The sequence below is a fragment of the Collimonas sp. NPDC087041 genome (genome assembly GCF_044745265.1).
Classification (GTDB): Bacteria; Pseudomonadota; Gammaproteobacteria; order Burkholderiales; family Burkholderiaceae_D; genus Collimonas.
The window spans coordinates 38,549-59,126 of sequence record NZ_JBIUZX010000001.1 but is presented as its reverse complement, the minus strand read 5'-3'; the positions used below and the strand labels follow the sequence as shown (position 1 = coordinate 59,126).

Here is a 20,578-nt window from a genome sequence, read left to right as displayed (position 1 = left end):
CAGCAACACTGCCAGCCAGACAAATCAACAGTAGTAAAACTGGAATTCCGACAACGGATCCCGATGTTTAAAAGCAGGATTCCATGTACACCAAGCCGCTTTCCCGCACCATCTTCGTCACATTCCGCAACCGCAACGCGCTTGCTGCGACTGTTCGCGTTTCCGCACTACTGCTACTACCGCTAACCACCGGTTGACTGGCCTCGCGTTGATTTCCGAGTGGCCGCCAGCAACCTTCGCGCCACCGCCGAATCCGTTTTCCCTTTTTGTTCATCTGTACATTTCAACAGCTTCAGGAGATCTCTATCATGATGTTGCATAACCCTGCTTCCAAGTACCGCCCTTTCCCGCCAATCCCATTGAGCGATCGCACCTGGCCCAACCAGGTCATCAGCGCGCCGCCGATCTGGATGAGTACCGATTTACGCGACGGTAACCAAGCGCTGATCGAACCGATGGATGCCGACCGCAAGTTGCGCTTCTTCAAATTGCTGGTGAAAATCGGCCTCAAGGAAATCGAAGTCGGCTTCCCATCCGGTTCGCAAACCGACTTCGATTTCGTGCGCAAGCTGATCGAAGAAAAGCATATTCCTGACGACGTCACCATCATCGTATTGACGCAATCGCGCGAAGACTTGATCCGTCGCACTGTCGATTCGCTCCAGAACGCCAAGCAAGCTATCGTCCACCTGTACAACCCGATCGCCCCTGCCTGGCGCCGCATCGTGTTCGACAAGAGCCGCGATGAAGTCAAGGAAATCGCCGTCTCCGGCACCCGCCTGATCAAGGAATTGACCGACGCCCGTCCGGAAACCCAATGGCGCTATGAGTATTCGCCCGAAACGTTCAGCATGGCTGAATTGGATTTCTCCAAGGAAGTCTGCGACGCCGTCGTCGATGCCTGGCAAGCCACGCCAACCCGCAAAGTGATCCTCAATTTGCCGACCACGGTCGAATGCAGCACGCCGAACGTGTTCGCCGACCAGATCGAATGGATGCACCGCAACCTGGCCCGTCGCGACGCCGCCATCATCAGCGTTCATCCGCATAACGACCGCGGCACCGGCGTCGCCGCCGCCGAGCTGGCCGTGATGGCCGGCGCCGACCGCGTCGAAGGCTGTTTGTTCGGCAACGGCGAACGCACCGGCAACGTCGACCTGGTGACACTGGCCTTGAATTTGTACACCCAGGGCGTCAATCCGGGACTCGATTTTTCCGACATCGATGAAGTGCGGCAATGCGTCGAGGATTGCAATCAGATCCCGGTCCATCCGCGTCATCCATATGTCGGCGACCTGGTCTTCACCGCCTTCTCCGGCTCGCACCAGGATGCGATCAAGAAAGGCTTCGCCGCACAGAAGGCCGACGCCATCTGGGAAATCCCCTATTTGCCGATCGACCCAGCCGATCTCGGCCGCAGCTACGATGCAGTGATCCGCGTCAACAGCCAGTCCGGCAAGGGCGGCATGGCGTATCTGCTGGAACAGGAATACGGTTTGGCCATGCCGCGCCGCCTGCAGATCGAATTCAGCCGCGCGATCCAGAAAGCCGCCGATGCCACCGGCAAGGAAATCGCCGCCAGCGACATCTATCACATCTTCAAGCAGGAATATCTCGACAAGCAATCGCCATACGTCTATCGCGGCCATCGCATGAGTGAAGATTCGAACCAGGCGCAACCTGTGAAGATCGAAATCGATATCCAGCGCGACGGTCAGCCGCATACGCTGAACGGCCATGGCAACGGCCCGATCGACGCCTTCGTCAATGCGCTGGGCCTGGATATCAAGCTGATGGATTTCCATGAGCACGCAATCAGCGCCGGCGCCGATGCGCAAGCCGCAAGCTATATCGAATTGCGCCTCAACGATGCGCCAACCGGATTCGGCGTCGGCATCGATGCCAATACACTGACCGCTTCATTCAAGGCAATCCTGAGCGCAGTGAACCGTCAGATTGAAATCGCCGGCGAGGCAGCCAACCAGGAAATCGCCAGCAGCGCCGCAGCAGCCTAAAGGATCAAAGCTTTGCAGTCGTGGCCGTGGCGATCACGCGGCGACGACTCCATGCAGCCCAGTATTACCGTACAGCCGGCCTGCATCAGCGTTGCCGGGCGCCAGCAATCAGCCGGCGCCAGCGCGCTACACTTTCTGCGATTACCGAATACATGCAGACGAAAAAAAACCGCTACCTGGTAGCGGTTTTTTTTCGTTCTGACTTGACTGGAATCAAGCTGCTGCCAATGCGCTCGTCAGGTTGACGATGCTTGCACGGGCGGCGGCAAAGCCGGCGTCCTTGGCGTCAGGACCGTAGTTCAGGCCTTCTGCGCGAACGATCTCAATGTCAGTAATGCCGAGGAAACCGAATACCAGTTTCAGGTAGTCTTCGTGACCAACGCCAGTCGCGCCACCGGCATGCTTGCCGCCGCTGGTCGAGACGATGATTACGCGCTTGCCTTTGGCCAGGCCTTCTGGGCCCTTTTCGCTATAACGGAAAGTCACGCCGGCGACGCTGATCTGGTCGATCCAGAACTTGAGCTGGGTCGGCACTGAAAAATTGTACATCGGTGCACCGATCACGATCACGTCGGAGGCCATGAATTCGTTGAGGATCGTTTCGCTCAGTTCCACTTCCAGCTTTTGCGCCAGGTTGCGCTCTTCCGCCGGCGTGCCTTTGGCAGCGAAAGTGCCGCCGCTCAGGTGGGCAGTGACGTCCTTGCTCAGGTCGCGATAGGTCAGTTGCAGGTCGGCATCCGCGGCTTGCAGGGTTGCCACGACTTCACGGGTCAATTGGCGGGAGGCCGAAGCGTCGCCGAGAATGCTTGAATCAATATGTAAGAGTTTCATGATGTGTCCGTTCGATAAATTGAGATATTGCTCAAAATCCATAGCGATCCGTATCCATCGATGCCAACAGAGTTTGAGGTAACTGGTTCGTGAACCATTGAAGCGATCATACCCATTCACCGAAAATAGAACTAGACATCAAAAATAAGATATATTGTTCCATACATAGAACACTGGAAAGCAGCCATGCAAGACCTGAACGATCTGTATTTCTTTGCTAGCGTGGTGCAGCAAGGCGGCTTTACTGCCGCCGGACGCAGCCTGGGGATTCCCAAGTCGCGCCTGTCGCGCCGTATCTCAGAGCTGGAAACCCGGCTTGGCGCACGTTTACTACAGCGCAATACGCGCGGCATTTCGCTAACCGATCTCGGCAACCGCTACTACCAGCATTGCCAGGTGGTGATTGCCGCGGCCGAAGCAGCAGAGCTGGCCGTCACGAGCTCCCTGGCGGAGCCGAGCGGCACCGTCCGCGTCAGTTGCGTAGTGGCGATTGCGCAATCGGAAGTTACTGCAGCGCTGCCGGCATTCCTGGAGCGCTACCCGAAGGTCAACATCGATCTGATGTTTACCAATCGCCGCGTCAATCTGCTGGAAGAAGGCGTGGACGTTGCGGTGCGAGTCAGGGCTACCGACGATGAAGACCCTAACCTCGCCACCAGACGATTGCGCGCCGCATCCGGATGCCTGGTTGCCAGCCCTGAACTCATGGCCCGATACCCGATCCCGCAACACCCGCGCGACCTGGTCAAGTTGCCCTTCCTGGGTGCTGCAGAACAAGACCGGCGCGTCCATCTGCTGCTCGACGGCCCGGAGCGAGAACGTTATGAACTGGTGGCGCAGCCGCGCCTGGCAGTGGAAGACTTTCCGCTGCGCAAGCGTGCCGCTTTGCGCAACCTCGGGCTGACGATGCTGCCGACAGAATATTGCAGTGAAGAGTTAGCGCAAGGAACGCTGATACGGGTGCTGCCAGACTGGTCGATGCCAGCCGGGCATGTGCAAGTGGTGTATCCGACGCAACGCGGATTGCTGCCGGCAGTGCGTGTGTTCGTCGATTTCCTGATCGAACAACTGGCGAAGGTACAACCGGGCGCTTGAGATCAGCTTAATTGCCTGAGCGCGCCAATCGGATTCCACTGAATTGCCAGCGCGCGGTGGCTGGAAAGAAATTGCGATAAGTCAGGCGCGCATGCCCACCCGGAGTGGCCGATGAGGAACCGCGCAACACATACTGGTTCACCATGAACTTGCCGTTGTATTCGCCGACCGCGCCCGGCAGCGCCATGTAGCCGGGATACGGCGCATAGCTGCTGCTGGTCCATTGCCAGGCTACGCCGAAATAATCCTGTCCCAAGGTCGCTGCAGCACACTCCCACTCGGCCTCGCTCGGCAAACGCGCCTGCGCCCAACGGGCATAGGCCTCGGCCTCGAAGTAGGAAAGATGCGTGACCGCCTCGTGCAAAACCAGCGGCTGCAATCCATGCAAGGTGAATTCGCGCCACGACGAATCGAATTGCGCATGCGCCTTTTGCCAGTACAGCGGATGCGTCAATTTCTGCTGCGTCACCCAATCCCAACCGGCTGACAGCCACAGCAACGGATTCTGGTAGCCGCCATCTTCGATGAATGCCAGGAATTCGCCATTGCTGACCAGTCGCGAGGCCATCGAGAACGGTTCGACAAATTGCCGGTGGCGCGGTGTCTCATTATCGAAAAAAAATCCCGGGCCTGCATGCCCGATCTCGATGATCCCGGCATCGAATTGCTGCCAGCGCACGGCTGACGCTGCTCCGTTAATCTCGCGCGCATCCGATATTGCGTTGGACGCCAGGTATGGCGGTTTCAACGGATTCATCGACAGCAGGTGCTTGATATCCGTCAGCAGCAGTTCCTGGTGCTGCTGCTCGTGCTGCAACCCGAGCTCCACCAGTACGTACAACTCGCCTGGAGCACTGTCTTCGGCCGCAGCTGACTGGGCTAGCAAATCCTGCACACGTTGATCGACATTCTGCCGATAAGCCTGCACTTCGGCCAGCGATGGCCGCGTGATCAGGCCACGCTGCGCCCTGGGATGCTGCTCGCCGACGCCTTCGTAATAGGAATTGAACAGCACGCGGAAAGCCGGATGAAACGGCTGGAAATTGGCTTCGAAACGCTCCAGGATGAAAGTCTCGAAAAACCAGGTGGTGTGCGCCAGGTGCCATTTGGCGGGGCTCGCATCGGGCATCGATTGCACGCAGCAATCCTCGTCCGACAGCGGTTGCACCAGCCGCACGGTTTCGTCGCGCACGGTGGAAAAGAGGCGGGCTAGCTTACGCATCGGGTTGTCCGTCCTTGCTATTGTCGTCTGTGCTGTCGGCATTGTCATTATCAGGTCATGCCGCCTGCGCGTGGCACACCATGAACCATTTACGAGGATCGCGCCAGGTTTGCACCTGACCGAATCCGGCCTGGTGCAGCAATTCGATGAAGCCCTGCTCCGTATATTTGTAGCTGCTTTCGGTATGGATCCGTTCACCCCGTGCAAAGCGCCGGATGCCGCCGTTCTGCCAATGCACGATGACATCGTCGCGCGCTTCCAGGTGCATCTCGATGCGATGCTGGTCGGCATTGTAGAAGCCGCGATGACGCCAGTCGGACGGTCGGAAATCGGCATCCAGCAAGCGGTTCACGTGATGTAGCAGGTTCAGGTTGAAGGCCGCGGTGACACCCAGCGAATCGTCGTAGGCCGCATTCAGGATCGCATGATCCTTGATCAGGTCCACCCCGATCAGCAAACCGCTGTGGCTATCGCCGCCGTGCATCGCTTTGCGGATGCGGCGCAGGAACATCAGCGCTTCCAGTGGGGAGAAATTGCCAATTGACGAGCCAGGATAGAAAAACTGGCGACGCTGTTCGGCCACGGAAGACGGCAGCTCGAGTTCGGCGGAGAAATCCATGCCGAGGCAAGTCATCTCGATCTGCGGAAACTGTTGCCGTAGTGCGTTGACCGATTCTTGCAGGAACTGCACGGAGATATCGATCGGCACATACTGCCTCGGCTGCAATGCAGGAAACAAGCGTGCCGCCTTCGAACAATTGCCGGCCCCCAGATCGATCAGGATCGCATCGCGCCCAACTGCGGCGGCGATTTGGCTTGCATGTTTTTTGAAGATCGCAGCCTCGGTGCGGGTCGGATAATATTCCGGCAACTCGCAGATCGCCGCAAACAGGCGCGAGCCGAGCACGTCGTAGAGATATTTTGGGGAGGTATATGCGTGTGTCGCCAGCAGGCCTGCGACCAGTTGATGTTGAATCTCGTCTTCTGCTACGCAGTTTTCCGGATGCGCCGGTTGCTGCAATTGAGCCAAAGGATTCTCCCAGGGTCGTAAGAATTAGAAATCATTTGATTGCTTGAATCCACTTCACTCCCATTGAGATCCTGCGTCTTGACGCAACATCCACTACACTAGCAAGCTTCTGTCGGCCGCCATGCGATGGACAAAGTATATCGATATTCGATAAATGGTTGTAGCTTCATGCCGGAAGTATGCGGATGGCAACGCAGCTCTTACCGCATTGCAATGCAAATACGTATAGAATTATCAAAAACATAATTTACGCACTGCCGATTGAAATATCAATCGACCAGCGCGAAAACATCCAACGATCAGCACGCCAACCGAAGCAACATGACAACCCTATCTTCCAAAGAACCTCAAAAGCGCAGTTTGGGCGCACTCGTCGGATTGCTTCCTTTCCTGGCCCCGTACAAGCGCCAGTTCGTAATGGCCAGCATAGCCCTGCTGATTGCGGCCGGCGCCACCCTGGCGATCCCGTACGCATTCCGGCAAATGATCGACCTCGGCTTCAGCACCGGCGGCATCCAGGGAGCCAGTCACATTGATCTGTATTTCCTGGCCCTGTTCGGCGTTGCCTGCATATTGGGTGTGGCGACTGCGGCGCGCTTCTATATGGTGTCGTGGCTCGGCGAACGCGTCACCGCCGACTTGCGCAGCGCCGTGTATTCGCATGTGGTGACGCAAAGCCCGCAATTCTTTGAAACCACCAAGACTGGCGAAGTACTGTCGCGCATTACTACCGACACCACGCTGATCCAGGCGCTGGTCGGCACCAGCATCTCGATGGCGCTACGCAATGGCTTGCTGTTCATCGGCGGCCTGGCGATGCTGTTCATCACCAGCGTCAAGCTAAGTTCGATCATCATCGTCATGCTGGCGCTGGTGGTGCTGCCGATCGTGTTTTACGGCCGCCGTGTGCGCAAACTCTCGCGCGCCTCGCAGGACCGGGTTGCCGACGCCTCGGCGATGGCTGGTGAAATCCTCAATGCAATGCCGACCGTGCAAGCGTTCACGCACGAGAATATCGAAGCGCAACGTTTCAGCGTTTCGGTGGAAAATGCATTCGGCACGGCGATGGAACGCATCCGCGCCCGTTCGGTGCTGACCATGATGGTGATCCTGCTGGTATTCGGCGCCATCGTGTTCGTGTTGTGGCTCGGTGCGCATGCCGTGGTCCAGGGCCGCATGAGCGGCGGCGAACTCGGCCAGTTCATCCTGTATGCGGCACTGCTGGCAGGCTCCATCGGCGCTTTGGCTGAAGTGATGGGCGACGCCCAGCGCGCGGCCGGTGCTACGGAAAGACTGTTGGAATTGTTGTCGGCGCAATCGCCAGTGCAATCGGTGCTGCTGCCGGACACCCTGCCGCCGCGCACCGCGCAAGGTGCGGCGCTGACGCTGGAAAACATCGGCTTCCGCTATCCATCGCGGCCGGAAAGCGCCGCGCTGCATGGCTTGTCGCTGGATATCCGACCTGGCGAAACGGTCGCCGTGGTTGGTCCGTCAGGGGCCGGCAAGACCACCCTGTTCCAGCTGCTGTTGCGCTTCTATGATCCACAGCAAGGCAGCATCAAGCTCGACGGCGTCGATATCAAATATCTGGATTTGCATACCCTGCGCGGCGCGATCGGCATCGTTCCTCAGGACACAGTCATATTCTCCGCCAATGCAATGGAAAACATCCGCTACGGCCGAGTCGACGCCAGTGACGCTGAAGTGATCGCCGCCGCAAAAATGGCCGCTGCCGATGAATTCATCGTGCGCCTGCCAGAAGGCTATCAATCGTTCCTGGGCGAACGCGGCGTGCGCCTCTCGGGCGGTCAACGGCAACGCATTGCAATTGCGCGCGCACTGCTGAAGAACCCGCCGCTGTTGCTGCTGGACGAAGCCACCAGCGCCCTCGACGCCGAATCGGAACGCGCAGTACAAGGCGCGCTGGAAGCGGCGATGGTCGGCCGCACCACGCTGGTCATCGCGCATCGCCTGGCGACCGTCCAGCGCGCCGACCGCATCATCGTGCTGGAGCACGGGCACGTCGTCGAATCCGGCACGCACACTGAACTGGTGGCAAAGAATGGGCTGTACGCCAGCCTGGCCGCGTTGCAGTTCAACATCAACACAGAATCTTAACCACCCCATGCGGTCGCCGGGAAATGTAAGCTTCCCCGGCGACGCATCGGCAAAAAGGAAATCGACATGAGCAAATTATTTTCACCCCTTACCTTGCGCAGCGTGACGCTGGCTAACCGCATCGCCGTTGCACCAATGTGCCAATACTCGGCGCAGGACGGTTTCGCCAATGACTGGCATCTGGTCCACCTCGGCGGCCGTGCGGTCGGCGGCGCCGGCCTGGTGATTTTTGAAGCCAGCGCGGTCTTGCCGCAAGGCCGCATTTCGCCGCAGGATCTCGGCATCTGGAAAGATGAACACATCGCGCCGTTGCGCCGCATCACGCATTTCATCGAACAGCAAGGCGCAGTCGCCGGCATCCAGTTGGCCCATGCCGGCCGCAAGGCCAGTGTCTGGCGCCCATGGGAAGAAAAACAGGGCCGTGTCGAACCGGAACAAGGTGGCTGGGAAACTGAAGGCCCGTCGGCAATTCCATTTGACGCCACCTACACCATGCCCACTGCATTGACTGCGGACGGCATCAACAACGTGGTCAAGGCCTTTGCCGATGCAGCTGTGCGCGCCCACAAAGCCGGCTTCAAGGTCATAGAAATCCACGCCGCGCATGGCTATCTGTTACACCAGTTCCTGTCGCCGATCAGCAATCACCGCACCGACCAATATGGCGGATCGTTTGAGAATCGCGCGCGCCTGGTATTGGAAGTAGTAGCCGCAGTGCGCAAGGTCTGGCCGGAAGAATTGCCGTTGCTGGTGCGGGTATCGGCGACAGACTGGATCGAAGGCGGCTGGAATGCGGATGAAACCGTCGCGCTGAGCCGCTTGTTGAGCAAGGCTGGCGTCGATCTGGTTGACGTGTCGAGCGGCGGCAATATCGCTGCCGACATTCCGGTCGGACCTGGTTATCAAACCCAGTTTGCTGCACGTGTCCGCAACGAAGCAGGTATTCCAAGTGGTGCGGTCGGCATGATTACCGATGCCATCCAGGCCGAGCACGTGCTGCGTACAGAACAGGCCGACCTGGTCCTGCTGGCGCGCGAACTGTTGCGCGATCCTTACTGGCCGTTGCATGCAGCCGAAGCGCTGAAGGATGTCACCTCGTGGCCGCCGCAATACATGCGGGCGACTTCGCGCACATCGCGCCAGCGGCCGACGGTTGATTACAGCGAAAAGTGATGTAGTTTTTTGTACTTCCGCCAGGTCGGCATCGGTATCATCCAATGATCATCGGTACCGGCCTGGCGTCCCCCGACGCGACGTCAGCGGCCGGTCGACATGCCAAGGCCGGCCGATACTTCGGCAATCAGGCGGCGCAGCCAGACCACATCCGGCGCCACGTGCGAGCGCGCATGCCACAGCATGTAGAAGCGCATTTTCGGCATGTCGAAAGGTAGTGGAAACACGCCGATCGGCCACTCTTCAGTGATATGTTCAGCAAACTGCCGGCCGGTAGTGAAGATCAGGTCCGATTTCGCCAGTACGTGCGGCACCAGCGCAAAATATGGAATCGTCACCTGCACGTTGCGCTTCAAACCCTGCTCGGCCAGCGCCGCATCAATGCCACTGCGATGCCCTTCAATGTATGGCGTCGGCGCCAGGTGTGGCATCTCCAGGTAATACTTGAGGGTCAATCCCTTCTTTGCCACCGGATGATCGCGATGCATCATGCACACCACGTCGTCATCAAACAATTGCGCCAGGTGCAAGTGCTCAGGCGGATCGGGCCAGTTGCCGATCACTAGGTCGAAGCGGCCGGTTTCCAATGCATTCGCATAATCCAAATTGGCATCCAGCGCATGCACCATCAGGCTGGCGCCAGGCGCGCGACGACGCAGCTGCTCGATGATGGAGGGGATAAGCAATACGTTGAGATAGTCCGGCGTGCCGATATGGAACACCCGCGCCGTGCTGTCGGCCTCGAACGCGGCCACCGGCGCTGCGATTTTCTCAATCACTTCCAACCCCTGCTTGGCCAACGCCAGCAACTCCTGACCGCGTTCGGTCGGCACCATGCCGGTCTTGCCGCGCACCAGGATCGCGTCGCCGGTCAATTCGCGCAGACGTTTGAGCGTATTACTGATGGTTGGCTGCGACTGTCCCAGCTTGATCGCGGTGCGCGATACGCTTTTTTCCACCAGCAAAGTGTGCAGAACACGCAGCAAGTAGGTATCTAGGTGGTGGTTGGTACGGGATGTCATGGGCGCGCTAGAAAATGTGAGGGAATGTCAACTTTCGGATATATATGAAAATTGCATAATAAGTAGCACCAGCATAGCGGATATGCGTAAACATGAATAGTCGTCGGTAAAGCATGACTGGATAACACCAAAGTATCGAATCAAACCATTTTTACTCGAATTTCATGCGATATCGTCAGTTTTAAATAAATTAGACGACCGGTCTAATTTTGATTTACAATAGCCACATCATGCGAACCAACTACGACACCACCAAGCGCCATATCCTCGATGCAGGACAGAAAATCATCGCGGTCAAAGGCTTCTCGGCAGTCGGGCTAAGTGAAATTCTGAGCGCTGCGGCAATACCAAAGGGCTCGTTCTATCACTATTTCGGCTCGAAAGAACAATACGGCCGGGCGTTGGTGGAGCAATATGTCGAAGACTATCTGCAGGCGCTGGAACAGGTCTTGCAGATTCCAGCCCAACCGGATCAACAGGCCCGCGACCCGGCACGGGAGCGGTTGCTGCGTTACTGGAGCAACTGGCGCGAGACCCAAGCCGGCGCCGAAGCCATGGACAAGTGCCTGGTAGTCAAACTCAGCGCGGAAGTAGCCGACCTATCGGACGACATGCGCGAGGTCTTGTGCCACGGCACGCAACAAGTCATGGCGCGCATTGCCGGCTGTATCGCGGAAGGTATCGCCGACGCATCCCTGCGACAGGAACTCGAACCCCAAAAAACCGCGCAGATGCTTTATCAGCTATGGTTAGGTGCAAGCCTGCTGGCCAAGCTGCAGCGCGATAGCAGCCCACTCGACAGCGCCATGGAAACTACCCTGGACGTACTGGCTTTACCCTGACTCATCCAGACATCATCACACGCGCCTGCGTACTTGCAAGCGCATCCATTTTTTACCGCTCGAACTAGTTGAGCGGTCTACTTGCCAAAGGAAATCTCATGCTGAACTTTGAATTCTACAATCCAACCAAAATCGTCTTCGGCCGCGACACCATCGCCAAACTCGACCATCTGGTGCCGCCAACTGCACGCGTACTGATTCTATTCGGCGGCGCCAGCGCAAAAAAAACCGGCACGCTCGATGAAGTCAAAGCGGCACTCGGCAAGCGTGAAATCCATGAGTTTGCCGGCATCGAGCCGAATCCAAGCTACGAAACATTGATGCAAGCGGTTGAGCAAGTGCGCAGCAAGAACATTGATTTTCTGCTGGCAGTCGGTGGCGGCTCGGTAATCGACGGCACCAAGTTTGTCGCCGCAGCCGCAAATTTTGAAGGTGAAGCGTGGGACATCGCGGTCAAGCGCGGTGCCAATATCACGAGCGCCCTGCCCTTCGGCAGCGTGCTGACCTTGCCGGCGACCGGTTCGGAAATGAATAACGGCGGCGTCGTCACCCGCAAGTCAATCCAGGCCAAGCTGGCCTTCCATAGCCCGCTGGTGTTCCCGCAATTTTCGATCCTCGACCCAAGCAAGACGTTCACGCTGCCAACGCGCCAGATCGCCAACGGCGTGGTCGATGCGTTCGTCCATACGGTTGAGCAGTACCTGACCTATCCGGTGCAAGGCATGGTCCAGGATCGCTTCGCCGAAGGCTTGTTGCTGAGCCTGATCGAAATCGGGCCACGCGTACTGGCCGAACCGAACGACTATGATGCCCGCGCCAACCTGATGTGGGTTGCCACCCTGGCGCTGAACGGCCTGATTGGCGCCGGCGTGCCGCAGGACTGGGCCACACACATGTTGGGCCATGAACTGACTGCGCAATACGATATCGACCATGCGCGCACCCTGGCGATCGTCTTGCCATCCTTGCTATCCGTACGCCGTGAGAGCAAACGTGCCAAACTGCTGCAATACGCGGAACGGGTCTGGCAAATTACCGAAGGCAGCGAAGATGCGCGCATCGACCTTGCCATCGAACGCACCCGTGACTTCTTTGAGAGCATGGGCATCAAGACCCGCTTGTCGGACTATGAGCTAGGCCAACCTGCAGTCGAAACAGTGCTGGTGCAACTCGAACAACACGGCATGACCCGGCTCGGCGAGCACCAGGACCACACCCTCGCAGTCAGCCGCAAGATCCTGGAAGCGGCGCTGTAAAGCTGACGCTTCACCGATTCTGTCCGCGCCGGCAAAGCAATGCCGGCTTTCGTCTCACTCAAGGAGTAGCGAACATGTCACAAAGCAAAACCATCAACCGCCGTATCCTGCTGGCCTCCCGCCCGAACGGCGCGCCGACTGCCGAGAACTTCAAGCTCGACCAAAGTCCAGTACCTGTGCCGACTGCCGGCCAGGTATTGCTGCGCACGGTTTATCTCTCGCTCGATCCGTATATGCGCGGCCGCATGAGCGATGCGCCTTCGTATGCGGCCCCGGTTGAAGTTGGCGGAGTCATGGTCGGCGGCACGGTAGCGCGGGTAGAGGCATCGGAAAATCCGGCCTACAAGGCCGGCGACCTGGTGTTGAGCTACAGCGGCTGGCAAGACTACGCGCTGTCCGACGGCAAAGATCTGACCAAGCTTGATCCCAAACTGGGCAAACCATCCTACGCGCTGGGCTTGCTCGGCATGCCCGGCTTCACTGCCTACATGGGCTTGCTCGACATCGGCCAGCCCAAGGCCGGTGAAACCGTGGTGGTGGCAGCCGCCACCGGCGCAGTCGGCTCGGTGGTCGGTCAGATTGCCAAGCTCAAGGGTTGTCGTGTAGTCGGTATCGCCGGCGGCGCCGACAAATGCAAATATGCGGTGGCGGAATTGGGTTTCGATGCCTGCATCGACCACCGCGCCGCAGACTTCCCACAACGGCTCGCCGCCGCGTGCGACAAGGGTATCGACGTGTATTTTGAAAACGTCGGCGGCGCCGTATTCGACGCCGTATTGCCCTTGCTAAACCTGCACGCCCGGGTGCCTGTGTGCGGCCTGATCGCCAACTACAACGCTACCGGCAAACCGGAAGGTCCCGACCATCTGCCGGGATTGATGGGCAGATTGCTGGTACGCCGCATCAAGATGCAAGGCTTCATCATCTTTGACTATCAACCGCGCTACATGGAATTTTTCAAAGAGATGGGCAGCTGGGTCGCCGCCGGTAAATTCAAATACCGGGAAGATGTGGTCGACGGCCTTGAGAATGCACCGCAAGCCTTTATCGGTCTGCTGGAAGGCAAAAATTTCGGCAAGCTGGTGATACGCGCCGGCGAAGAATGAACGATCTTGGCATCGCTTATCGCTAAACCAAAAGGAATCCGCATGAACATATTATTGGTACTAACCTCGCACGACAAACTGGGCAACACAGGCAAGAAAACCGGCTTCTGGCTGGAAGAATTCGCCGCCCCCTATTATGCTTTCCTGGACGCCGGCGCCAAACTGACCTTAGCCTCTCCGCAAGGCGGCCAACCGCCGCTCGACCCGAAGAGCGACGAACCCGACGCCCAGACCGAAGCCACCGAGCGCTTCCGCAAAGACAGCGCTGCGCAAGCCGCACTGGCCTCAACCATCAAGCTGTCGACAGTACAGGCGAAAGATTACGACGCCGTGTTTTACCCTGGCGGACACGGCCCACTTTGGGACCTGGCGGAAGACAAGGATTCGATCGCACTGATCGAGGCCATGTACGCCGCAGGCAAACCAGTATCCGCCGTATGCCACGCCCCAGGCGTATTGCGCCACGTGCGCGCAACTGACGGCACACCGCTGGTCAAAGGAAAAAAGGTCACCGGTTTCTCAGACAGCGAAGAAGCCGCGGTACAACTGACCGACATCGTGCCGTTCCTGGTGGAAGCTGAATTGAAGCGACTGGGCGGCAATTACAGCAAAGGCGCGGATTGGGGCAGTTATGCGGTAGTTGATGGCAACCTGATTACCGGACAAAATCCGGCGTCTTCAGTTGCAGTGGCTGAGCTGGTGTTGAAAATGTTGGCTTAAGGTTGCTGCAGGCAAGGTATCGACCACAATCTGATGTACTCCGTGGTCCGTTAAATGGGGTCAGAGTAATTTTCGCAAAAGACCGCGAAAAAAAACTCTGACCCCATTTAACTGCGATGGGTTGGTTTTGATGTTGCTGTTGGTTTTGATGTTGCTGTTGGTTTTGATGTTGCTGTTGGTTTTGATGTTGCTTTTGAATTGGCTTTTGACGTTGCTTTTGAAGTTGCCGTTGCTTTTGACTTTTCGCATGCTGACGTTGCCAAATGGGACGGGTGACAGTCGGGAATTATGGGACACATGTTTGAGCGAAGCGAGTTTGTGTCCCATCCGACTGGCGCGCGGCTCATTTGGGGACCCGCCAGCGGCGGGCAACGGCTGTGCGATCGCCTTCTTTTGGTTACTTTTCTTGGCGAAGCAAGAAAAGTGACTAGCTGCCGGGCTACCCCCGGCAAGCTCCCACTGAGTGGTAACCGCATTAGGTAACGACAACTGTTCACTGCAGATGCGCCACCGCACTCACTCCGTGGCCCGTTAAAAGGGGTCAGAGTAATTTTCGGCAAAACTCCGCCGAAAAAAAACTCTGACCCCATTTAACTTCGTTGCAGATGACATCGAACGTTGTTGAATACAAGTTCATGTACCCTACGCCGCCATCTCGCTACCGCAAAAAATTACTTTGTCCCGAAAATACGATCCCCAGCATCACCCAGGCCCGGCACAATGTACGCATGCTCATCGAGATGCGAATCCAGGCTAGCCACATACAACTTGACCCCAGGATGCGCATCCTGGAACACCTGCACACCCTCCGGCGCAGCCACCAGCGCCAGGAAAATGATCTGCTCGTCGCTAACGCCACGCTTCTTCAGCACATCCACCGCATGCACCGCAGAATTACCAGTCGCCACCATCGGATCGCAGACGATAAAAATCCGCTCCGCCAGATCCGGCAAACGCACCAGATACTCCACCGGCTGATGCGTATCCGGATCACGATACACCCCAATGTGCCCAACCCGTGCCGATGGCACCAGATCCAGCAAACCATCGCTCATGCCGATCCCCGCCCGCAGCACCGGCACCACCGCCAGCTTGCGTCCCGCAATCACCGGAGCGTCCATGCTTTGCATCGGCGTCTCGATCAACTGCGTGGTCAACGGCAGGTCGCGCGTGATTTCATAGCCCATCAGCAGCGTGATCTCACGCAACAACTGGCGGAACGTACGCGTCGATGTTTCCTTGCTCCGCATGTGCGTCAGCTTGTGCTGGATCAAAGGATGGTTAAGGATGAAAAGATTGGGGAAGCGTGGGTCGTTAAGCATAGGTAATTTTTTGTGTGACAAAATTCAAAAGCTGCCGCAGCCTGCCAAATTGCCAATTCCTTGTGGTGCTGTCTTCAACCGGATCGACAAGAAAGAGAATGGCAACGAACGAGACTGACAGCGTTCGGTATTTCAAATAAAAAAAGGGGAGATTTCTCTCCCCCTGCTTGTTCAGCATCTATTCAACAGCTTGCGCTTGCTCTGCCTTGGGTTTCAGCAGCTCCAGTATTTGCTCCAGCTCGTGCCGCACTTCAACCAGGTTGACTTCATTTTTCCTGGACTCCGGCGCAGCTTCAATCTCCGCGCCAAGGCGGCCATCGAGTTTGTTGCGTGCGCCGCTGATGGTGAAGCCGTGCTCGTACAGCAGCTCGCGGATGCGGCGAATCAGCAGCACTTCATGATGCTGGTAATAGCGACGGTTGCCGCGGCGCTTGACGGGCTTGAGTTGCGTGAACTCCTGCTCCCAATAACGCAGCACGTGCGGCTTGACGCCACACAGTTCGCTGACTTCGCCGATGGTGAAATAGCGCTTGGCCGGAATCGGCGGCAATACGACCAGTTCAGACTTACTAATGCGATCGTTCATGAATTAGCTTGAAGGGCGGCAGTAAATTGTTGGATCGGCTGCATACTGGCAGCATCGACCATGCCTTTGAGTTTTTGACTGGCGTGGAAAGTGACCACGCGACGAGCGGTAATCGGAATTTCTTCCCCGGTCTTCGGATTGCGGCCCGGGCGCTGCGGCTTGTCGCGCAACTGGAAGTTGCCGAAACCGGACAACTTCACCGATTCACCACGCTCCAGCGCGTTACGGATTTCGTCGAAAAACGTCTCGACCATGTCTTTCGCTTCGCGCTTGTTGAGGCCGACCTGTTCAAACAGGAGTTCAGCCAGTTCCGCCTTGGTCAAGGTCGGTAAATTCTTTTCTGCCTGCGAACGGGCCTGCGCTTCACGCATGGCCCGGTTCAGGTCGGCGTCCAGAACGGATTCAAATTCTACAGTCTGCATATTGTTCATTCTGTGGCTACGCCCCTGTCTTTTTGGAATTGCTGCTGCCGGAGCGCACCGCGCACCGGCATTTTGCTGCAGGTTTTTATCATCAATTAGCGCTGCTCAAATGCAGATCAAGCTCGCAATTTTGCTGTTGGCACCTTGCTGACAGCAGCGATTAAAGCTGACATGGCGGCGTCCACTGTGTCATCTTGAAGGGTGTTTTCAGTATCTTGCAAGGTAAAACGGAAAGCAAGACTTTTTTCGTCATTTTCCAGTCCCTTGCCATGATATTCATCAAATAAAACAATGGCTTGCAGAATTCGGCACGCTGGATTCCGTTGCTGCTCAGCAGCAAAAACATCCAGTAAATCCTGTGCATTGACCGCTTGTTTGACCACTACCGCCAGGTCGCGCACCACCGCCGGGAACTTGGAAATTTCGACATAAGCAGGCACTTGCCGTTGCTGCAACGCCAGCGCATCGACTTCAAACAGGACCGGCGCCAACGGCAGGTCATATTTCTGCTGCAGGCGTGGATGCAGTTCGCCGATAAAGCCGACTACCTGGTCGCCCAACAGCACTTGCGCCGAACGTCCAGGGTGCAAGGCCGGATGTTCCAGCTTGGCGAAACGCAGCACAGCCGGTGCAAACAGCGCTTCCAGATCTGCCTTGACGTCGAAGAAATCGACATTGCGGCTGGCCTGGCCCCACTGCTCTTCCGCTTGCGGACCATAGGCCAGCACGGCCACGCGCTTCGGCTGCTCGAAACCAGCCACTGCCAGCGGACCGTTCTGCACTTCCGGATTACGCGAATAGACCGCACCGGTTTCAAAAATCCGTACCCGGTTCAGCTTGCGATTGAGGTTGTATTTGACGTTGGCTACCAGGCTGCCGATCAGCGACGAACGCATCACGCTCATCTGGCTGGCGATCGGGTTGAGCAGCTTGATCGGCTGCAGGTTGCCGGCGAAATCGGCTTCCCAGGCTTCTTCGACAAAGCTGAAGTTGATCACTTCCTGATAATCCAGATCGGCCAGCTGGCGGCGAATCGTGAACAACGAACGCTGCTGTTCCGGCGCGATATACATCGCGTTCGGCGCCACCGGCGGCAATGCCGGGATATTTTCAAAGCCATAGACGCGAGCGATTTCCTCGATCAGGTCTTCTTCGATTTCGATATCGAAACGGTAGGAAGGCGGCGTCACCGAAAACACGCCATTCTCTTGCGTGAAGGCCAGGCCCAGGCGCGTGAAGATATCGGCGATCTGGCTGTCCGACAATGGCACGCCGATAACCTTGATGGCGCGCGCGGTGCGTACGCTGACCGGATCGCGCTTCGGCAGGTTGACGCTTTGATCGTCAATCGGACCGACCTTGGTTTCCGGCGTACCGCAAATTTCCAGCAGCAATGCGGTGATGCGTTCGATGTGCTCGACCGTGGTCGCGAAATCGACGCCGCGTTCGAAACGATGTCCGGCATCAGTCGAGAAATTGAAGCGACGGGCGCGGCCCTGGATCGCTTGCGGCCACCAAAACGCTGCTTCCAGATAGATGTTCTGCGTCTCCAGCGACACTGCGGTGGCGTCGCCGCCCATGATGCCGGCCAGCGATTCGATCTGGCGCTCATCGGAAATCACGCCGATCCAATCGTCGACAGCAACTGTATTACCGTTCAACAGTTTCAGCGATTCGCCCGGCTTGCCCCAACGTACATCAAGGCTGCCATGGATTTTATCGAGATCGAACACGTGGGTCGGACGACCCAATTCCAGCATCACGTAGTTGGAAATATCCACCAGCGCCGAAATCGGCCGCTGGCCGCTGCGCTCCAGGCGCTGCTTCATCCATTGCGGTGTCGCAGCCTTGGCGTTCAAGCCGCGGATCACGCGGCCGGAAAAACGGCCGCACAGGTCCGGTGCCGAAATCTTGACCGGCAATTTCTCGTCGATCGTGGCGCCGACTTTCTTGAATGTCGGTTGCTTCAACGGCGTACCAGTCAAAGCTGAAACTTCACGTGCGACACCCAGCACCGACAGGCAGTCAGCCTTGTTTGGCGTCAGCTTGATGGTGAACTTGAGGTCATTCAGTTGGTAGTAGTCGCGGAAATTCTGGCCGACCGGCGCATCTTCTGGCAATTCCAGCAAACCGCCATGGTCTTCCGACAATTTCAATTCACGCGCGGAGCACAACATCCCTTGCGATTCAACACCACGCAATTGGCCGAGCTTGATCTCGAACGGCTTGCCGTCTGCGCCCGGCGGCAACACTGCACCGACCATTGCGCAAGGCACTTTCAGGCCCGGGCGCACATTCGGCGCACCGCAAACGATATTCAGCAAAGCGCCGGCGCCGACATCAACCTGACAGACATTCAGGCGATCGGCATTCGGATGCTTGGCGGTCTCGACCACCAGGCCGACCACGATATTGGTAAAAGGCGGCGCAACCGGCTCGACCTCTTCCACTTCAAGACCCGACATCGTCAGCAAATGGGACAATTCGTCCGAAGTCATCTTCGGATCGACCATGGAACGCAGCCAGTTTTCAGAGAATTGCATAGGTAAAACCTTCAAAAACCTGTATCAGGATTTTAGGTGACCATTCAGCACCCGCAGAGAGCTACACCTTCTGTGCCACTCCCGCAGACGCGGGGATGACGACGTCGATGCTCCTGTTGATGCTGAACGGCGACAGTTTAGTTAAATTGTTTCAGGAAGCGCAGATCGCCTTCGTAGAACAGGCGCAGATCGTTGATGCCATAACGCAGCATGGTCAAGCGTTCGATACCGGAGCCGAACGCGAAACCGATGAACTGCTCGGGATCGAGGCCCATGTTGCGCACCACGTTCGGATGCACCTGGCCGGCGCCCGACACTTCCAGCCAGCGGCCTTTCAGCGGACCGCTGCCGAAGGCAATGTCGATCTCGGCCGATGGCTCGGTGAACGGGAAGTACGAAGGACGGAAGCGCACTTGCAGATCGTCGGTTTCAAAGAACGCCTTGACGAAATTCAGGTAGACGCCCTTGAGGTCGGCGAAACTGATGTCCTCGGCAATCCACAGGCCTTCGACCTGGTGGAACATCGGCGAGTGCGTGGCATCGCTGTCGACGCGATAAGTGCGGCCCGGCGCGATCACCTTGATCGGCGGCTTGTTCATGCGCGCGTAACGGACTTGCATCGGGCTGGTGTGGGTACGCAGCAGCAGTTGCTTGCCTTCGCTATCCTTGCCGTCGATGTAGAACGTATCCTGCATCGAACGCGCCGGATGATTTTCCGGGCTGTTCAGTGCGGTAAAGTTGGTCCAGTCGGTTTCGATTTCAGGGCCATCGGCCACATCGAAACCGATCGAGCGGAAAATTTCTTCGATACGCTGCCATGAGCGCATCACCGGATGGATGCCGCCGACGCTGCGGCCGCGGCCCGGCAAGGTGACATCGATCGCTTCTGCGTTCAAGCGCTCTTGCATCTGCGCATTGGCCAAGGCGTCACGGCGCGCATTCAGCGCGGCTTCGATCTGTTCCTTGGCTTGATTGATGACTGCGCCCTGCGTCTTGCGCTCATCCGCAGCCAGCTTGCCCAATCCCTTCATTTGCTCGGTGATCTGGCCGGTCTTGCCCAGATATTTGGCTTTCGCATTTTCCAGTGCGGCGGCATCAACTGCGGCAGCAAAATCGGCTTGGGCTTGCGTTACTAGTTGTTCTAGGGAGTTCATGCAGTTTTCCTGCTAGTTTTTTAGTACTGAGAATAGAGTTTAAAAGCCAGCGAAGCGTGGCGAATTACACGGTCTGTGCGGCTCTGTCCCCAAATGACTAAATAAAACAGAATATTAAAAA

18 protein-coding genes are annotated in these 20,578 nt (G+C 57.4%); 8 read left to right on the top strand and 10 right to left on the bottom strand.

The genetic code is table 11. The features are described 5' to 3' along the window. Positions 1 to 308 precede the first annotated feature (308 nt). Positions 309 to 2,015, top strand: coding sequence for a 2-isopropylmalate synthase (gene leuA / locus ACIPF8_RS00275; protein ID WP_400416357.1), 1,707 nt, complete (start codon positions 309 to 311; stop codon positions 2,013 to 2,015). Positions 2,016 to 2,228: 213 nt separating this feature from the next. Here the strand turns inward: leuA and ACIPF8_RS00270 are convergent, their stop codons facing one another. After that, on the bottom strand, positions 2,229 to 2,846 hold the full coding sequence (locus ACIPF8_RS00270) for an FMN-dependent NADH-azoreductase (RefSeq protein WP_400416355.1): 618 nt from the start codon (positions 2,844 to 2,846) through the stop codon (positions 2,229 to 2,231). Positions 2,847 to 3,032: 186 nt separating this feature from the next. On the opposite strand from ACIPF8_RS00270, the gene ACIPF8_RS00265 reads away from it, so the two are divergent. Further along, positions 3,033 to 3,941: a LysR substrate-binding domain-containing protein gene (locus tag ACIPF8_RS00265; protein ID WP_400416353.1), complete on the top strand. Its 909-nt coding sequence runs from the start codon at positions 3,033 to 3,035 to the stop codon at positions 3,939 to 3,941. A 7-nt stretch (positions 3,942 to 3,948) separates the two neighbouring features. Here ACIPF8_RS00265 and egtB read toward each other — a convergent pair whose 3' ends face one another. Next, complete coding sequence (gene egtB / locus ACIPF8_RS00260) at positions 3,949 to 5,163, bottom strand: ergothioneine biosynthesis protein EgtB (protein ID WP_400416350.1); 1,215 nt, start codon at positions 5,161 to 5,163, stop codon at positions 3,949 to 3,951. Between the two features lie 55 nt (positions 5,164 to 5,218). Then, positions 5,219 to 6,184 carry an L-histidine N(alpha)-methyltransferase gene (gene egtD / locus ACIPF8_RS00255; protein ID WP_400416999.1) on the bottom strand — a complete coding sequence of 322 codons (966 nt, stop codon included), beginning with the start codon at positions 6,182 to 6,184 and terminating at the stop codon, positions 5,219 to 5,221. Between the two features lie 330 nt (positions 6,185 to 6,514). Between egtD and ACIPF8_RS00250 the strand changes: the two genes are divergently transcribed. Both ACIPF8_RS00250 and ACIPF8_RS00245 read left to right on the top strand, forming a co-directional pair. Then, the gene (locus ACIPF8_RS00250) at positions 6,515 to 8,311 is read left to right on the top strand and encodes an ABC transporter transmembrane domain-containing protein (protein WP_400416347.1); all 1,797 of its coding nucleotides are present in this window, start codon (positions 6,515 to 6,517) and stop codon (positions 8,309 to 8,311) included. A 66-nt stretch (positions 8,312 to 8,377) separates the two neighbouring features. Then, on the top strand, positions 8,378 to 9,484 hold the full coding sequence (locus tag ACIPF8_RS00245) for an NADH:flavin oxidoreductase/NADH oxidase (protein WP_400416346.1): 1,107 nt from the start codon (positions 8,378 to 8,380) through the stop codon (positions 9,482 to 9,484). A gap of 83 nt (positions 9,485 to 9,567) precedes the next feature. Here ACIPF8_RS00245 and ACIPF8_RS00240 read toward each other — a convergent pair whose 3' ends face one another. Next, complete coding sequence (locus tag ACIPF8_RS00240; protein WP_061533848.1) at positions 9,568 to 10,506, bottom strand: LysR family transcriptional regulator; 939 nt, start codon at positions 10,504 to 10,506, stop codon at positions 9,568 to 9,570. 230 nt (positions 10,507 to 10,736) lie between these two features. Between ACIPF8_RS00240 and ACIPF8_RS00235 the strand changes: the two genes are divergently transcribed. The 4 genes from ACIPF8_RS00235 to ACIPF8_RS00220 all read left to right on the top strand — a co-directional run bounded on the left by ACIPF8_RS00235 (position 10,737) and on the right by ACIPF8_RS00220 (position 14,430). Further along, positions 10,737 to 11,348, top strand: a complete 612-nt coding sequence (locus ACIPF8_RS00235; protein WP_400416344.1) for a TetR/AcrR family transcriptional regulator — start codon at positions 10,737 to 10,739, stop codon at positions 11,346 to 11,348. A 98-nt stretch (positions 11,349 to 11,446) separates the two neighbouring features. Further along, on the top strand, positions 11,447 to 12,604 hold the full coding sequence (locus tag ACIPF8_RS00230; protein WP_400416342.1) for an iron-containing alcohol dehydrogenase: 1,158 nt from the start codon (positions 11,447 to 11,449) through the stop codon (positions 12,602 to 12,604). 74 nt (positions 12,605 to 12,678) lie between these two features. Continuing rightward, positions 12,679 to 13,710: an NADP-dependent oxidoreductase gene (locus ACIPF8_RS00225; protein ID WP_400416340.1), complete on the top strand. Its 1,032-nt coding sequence runs from the start codon at positions 12,679 to 12,681 to the stop codon at positions 13,708 to 13,710. A 42-nt stretch (positions 13,711 to 13,752) separates the two neighbouring features. Further along, entirely contained in the window at positions 13,753 to 14,430 is a 678-nt protein-coding gene (locus ACIPF8_RS00220) for a type 1 glutamine amidotransferase domain-containing protein (RefSeq protein WP_400416338.1), read from the top strand. Between the two features lie 60 nt (positions 14,431 to 14,490). Here ACIPF8_RS00220 and ACIPF8_RS00215 read toward each other — a convergent pair whose 3' ends face one another. The 6 genes from ACIPF8_RS00215 to pheS all read right to left on the bottom strand — a co-directional run bounded on the left by ACIPF8_RS00215 (position 14,491) and on the right by pheS (position 20,457). Then, the gene (locus ACIPF8_RS00215) at positions 14,491 to 14,919 is read right to left on the bottom strand and encodes a hypothetical protein (protein ID WP_400416335.1); all 429 of its coding nucleotides are present in this window, start codon (positions 14,917 to 14,919) and stop codon (positions 14,491 to 14,493) included. A 182-nt stretch (positions 14,920 to 15,101) separates the two neighbouring features. Beyond that, positions 15,102 to 15,752, bottom strand: a complete 651-nt coding sequence (gene upp / locus ACIPF8_RS00210) for a uracil phosphoribosyltransferase (protein ID WP_400416333.1) — start codon at positions 15,750 to 15,752, stop codon at positions 15,102 to 15,104. 178 nt (positions 15,753 to 15,930) lie between these two features. Continuing rightward, positions 15,931 to 16,338, bottom strand: coding sequence for a MerR family transcriptional regulator (locus ACIPF8_RS00205; RefSeq protein ID WP_400416331.1), 408 nt, complete (start codon positions 16,336 to 16,338; stop codon positions 15,931 to 15,933). Beyond that, positions 16,335 to 16,769 carry an integration host factor subunit alpha gene (locus tag ACIPF8_RS00200; RefSeq protein WP_400416329.1) on the bottom strand — a complete coding sequence of 145 codons (435 nt, stop codon included), beginning with the start codon at positions 16,767 to 16,769 and terminating at the stop codon, positions 16,335 to 16,337. The genes ACIPF8_RS00205 and ACIPF8_RS00200 overlap by 4 nt, the downstream gene beginning before the upstream one ends. Positions 16,770 to 16,876: 107 nt before the next feature. Next, the gene (pheT, locus tag ACIPF8_RS00195; RefSeq protein ID WP_400416327.1) at positions 16,877 to 19,303 is read right to left on the bottom strand and encodes a phenylalanine--tRNA ligase subunit beta; all 2,427 of its coding nucleotides are present in this window, start codon (positions 19,301 to 19,303) and stop codon (positions 16,877 to 16,879) included. A gap of 137 nt (positions 19,304 to 19,440) precedes the next feature. Beyond that, a complete protein-coding gene (gene pheS, locus ACIPF8_RS00190; protein ID WP_061537297.1) occupies positions 19,441 to 20,457 on the bottom strand; it encodes a phenylalanine--tRNA ligase subunit alpha in 1,017 nt (338 codons plus the stop codon). Between the last annotated feature and the right edge of the window lie 121 nt (positions 20,458 to 20,578).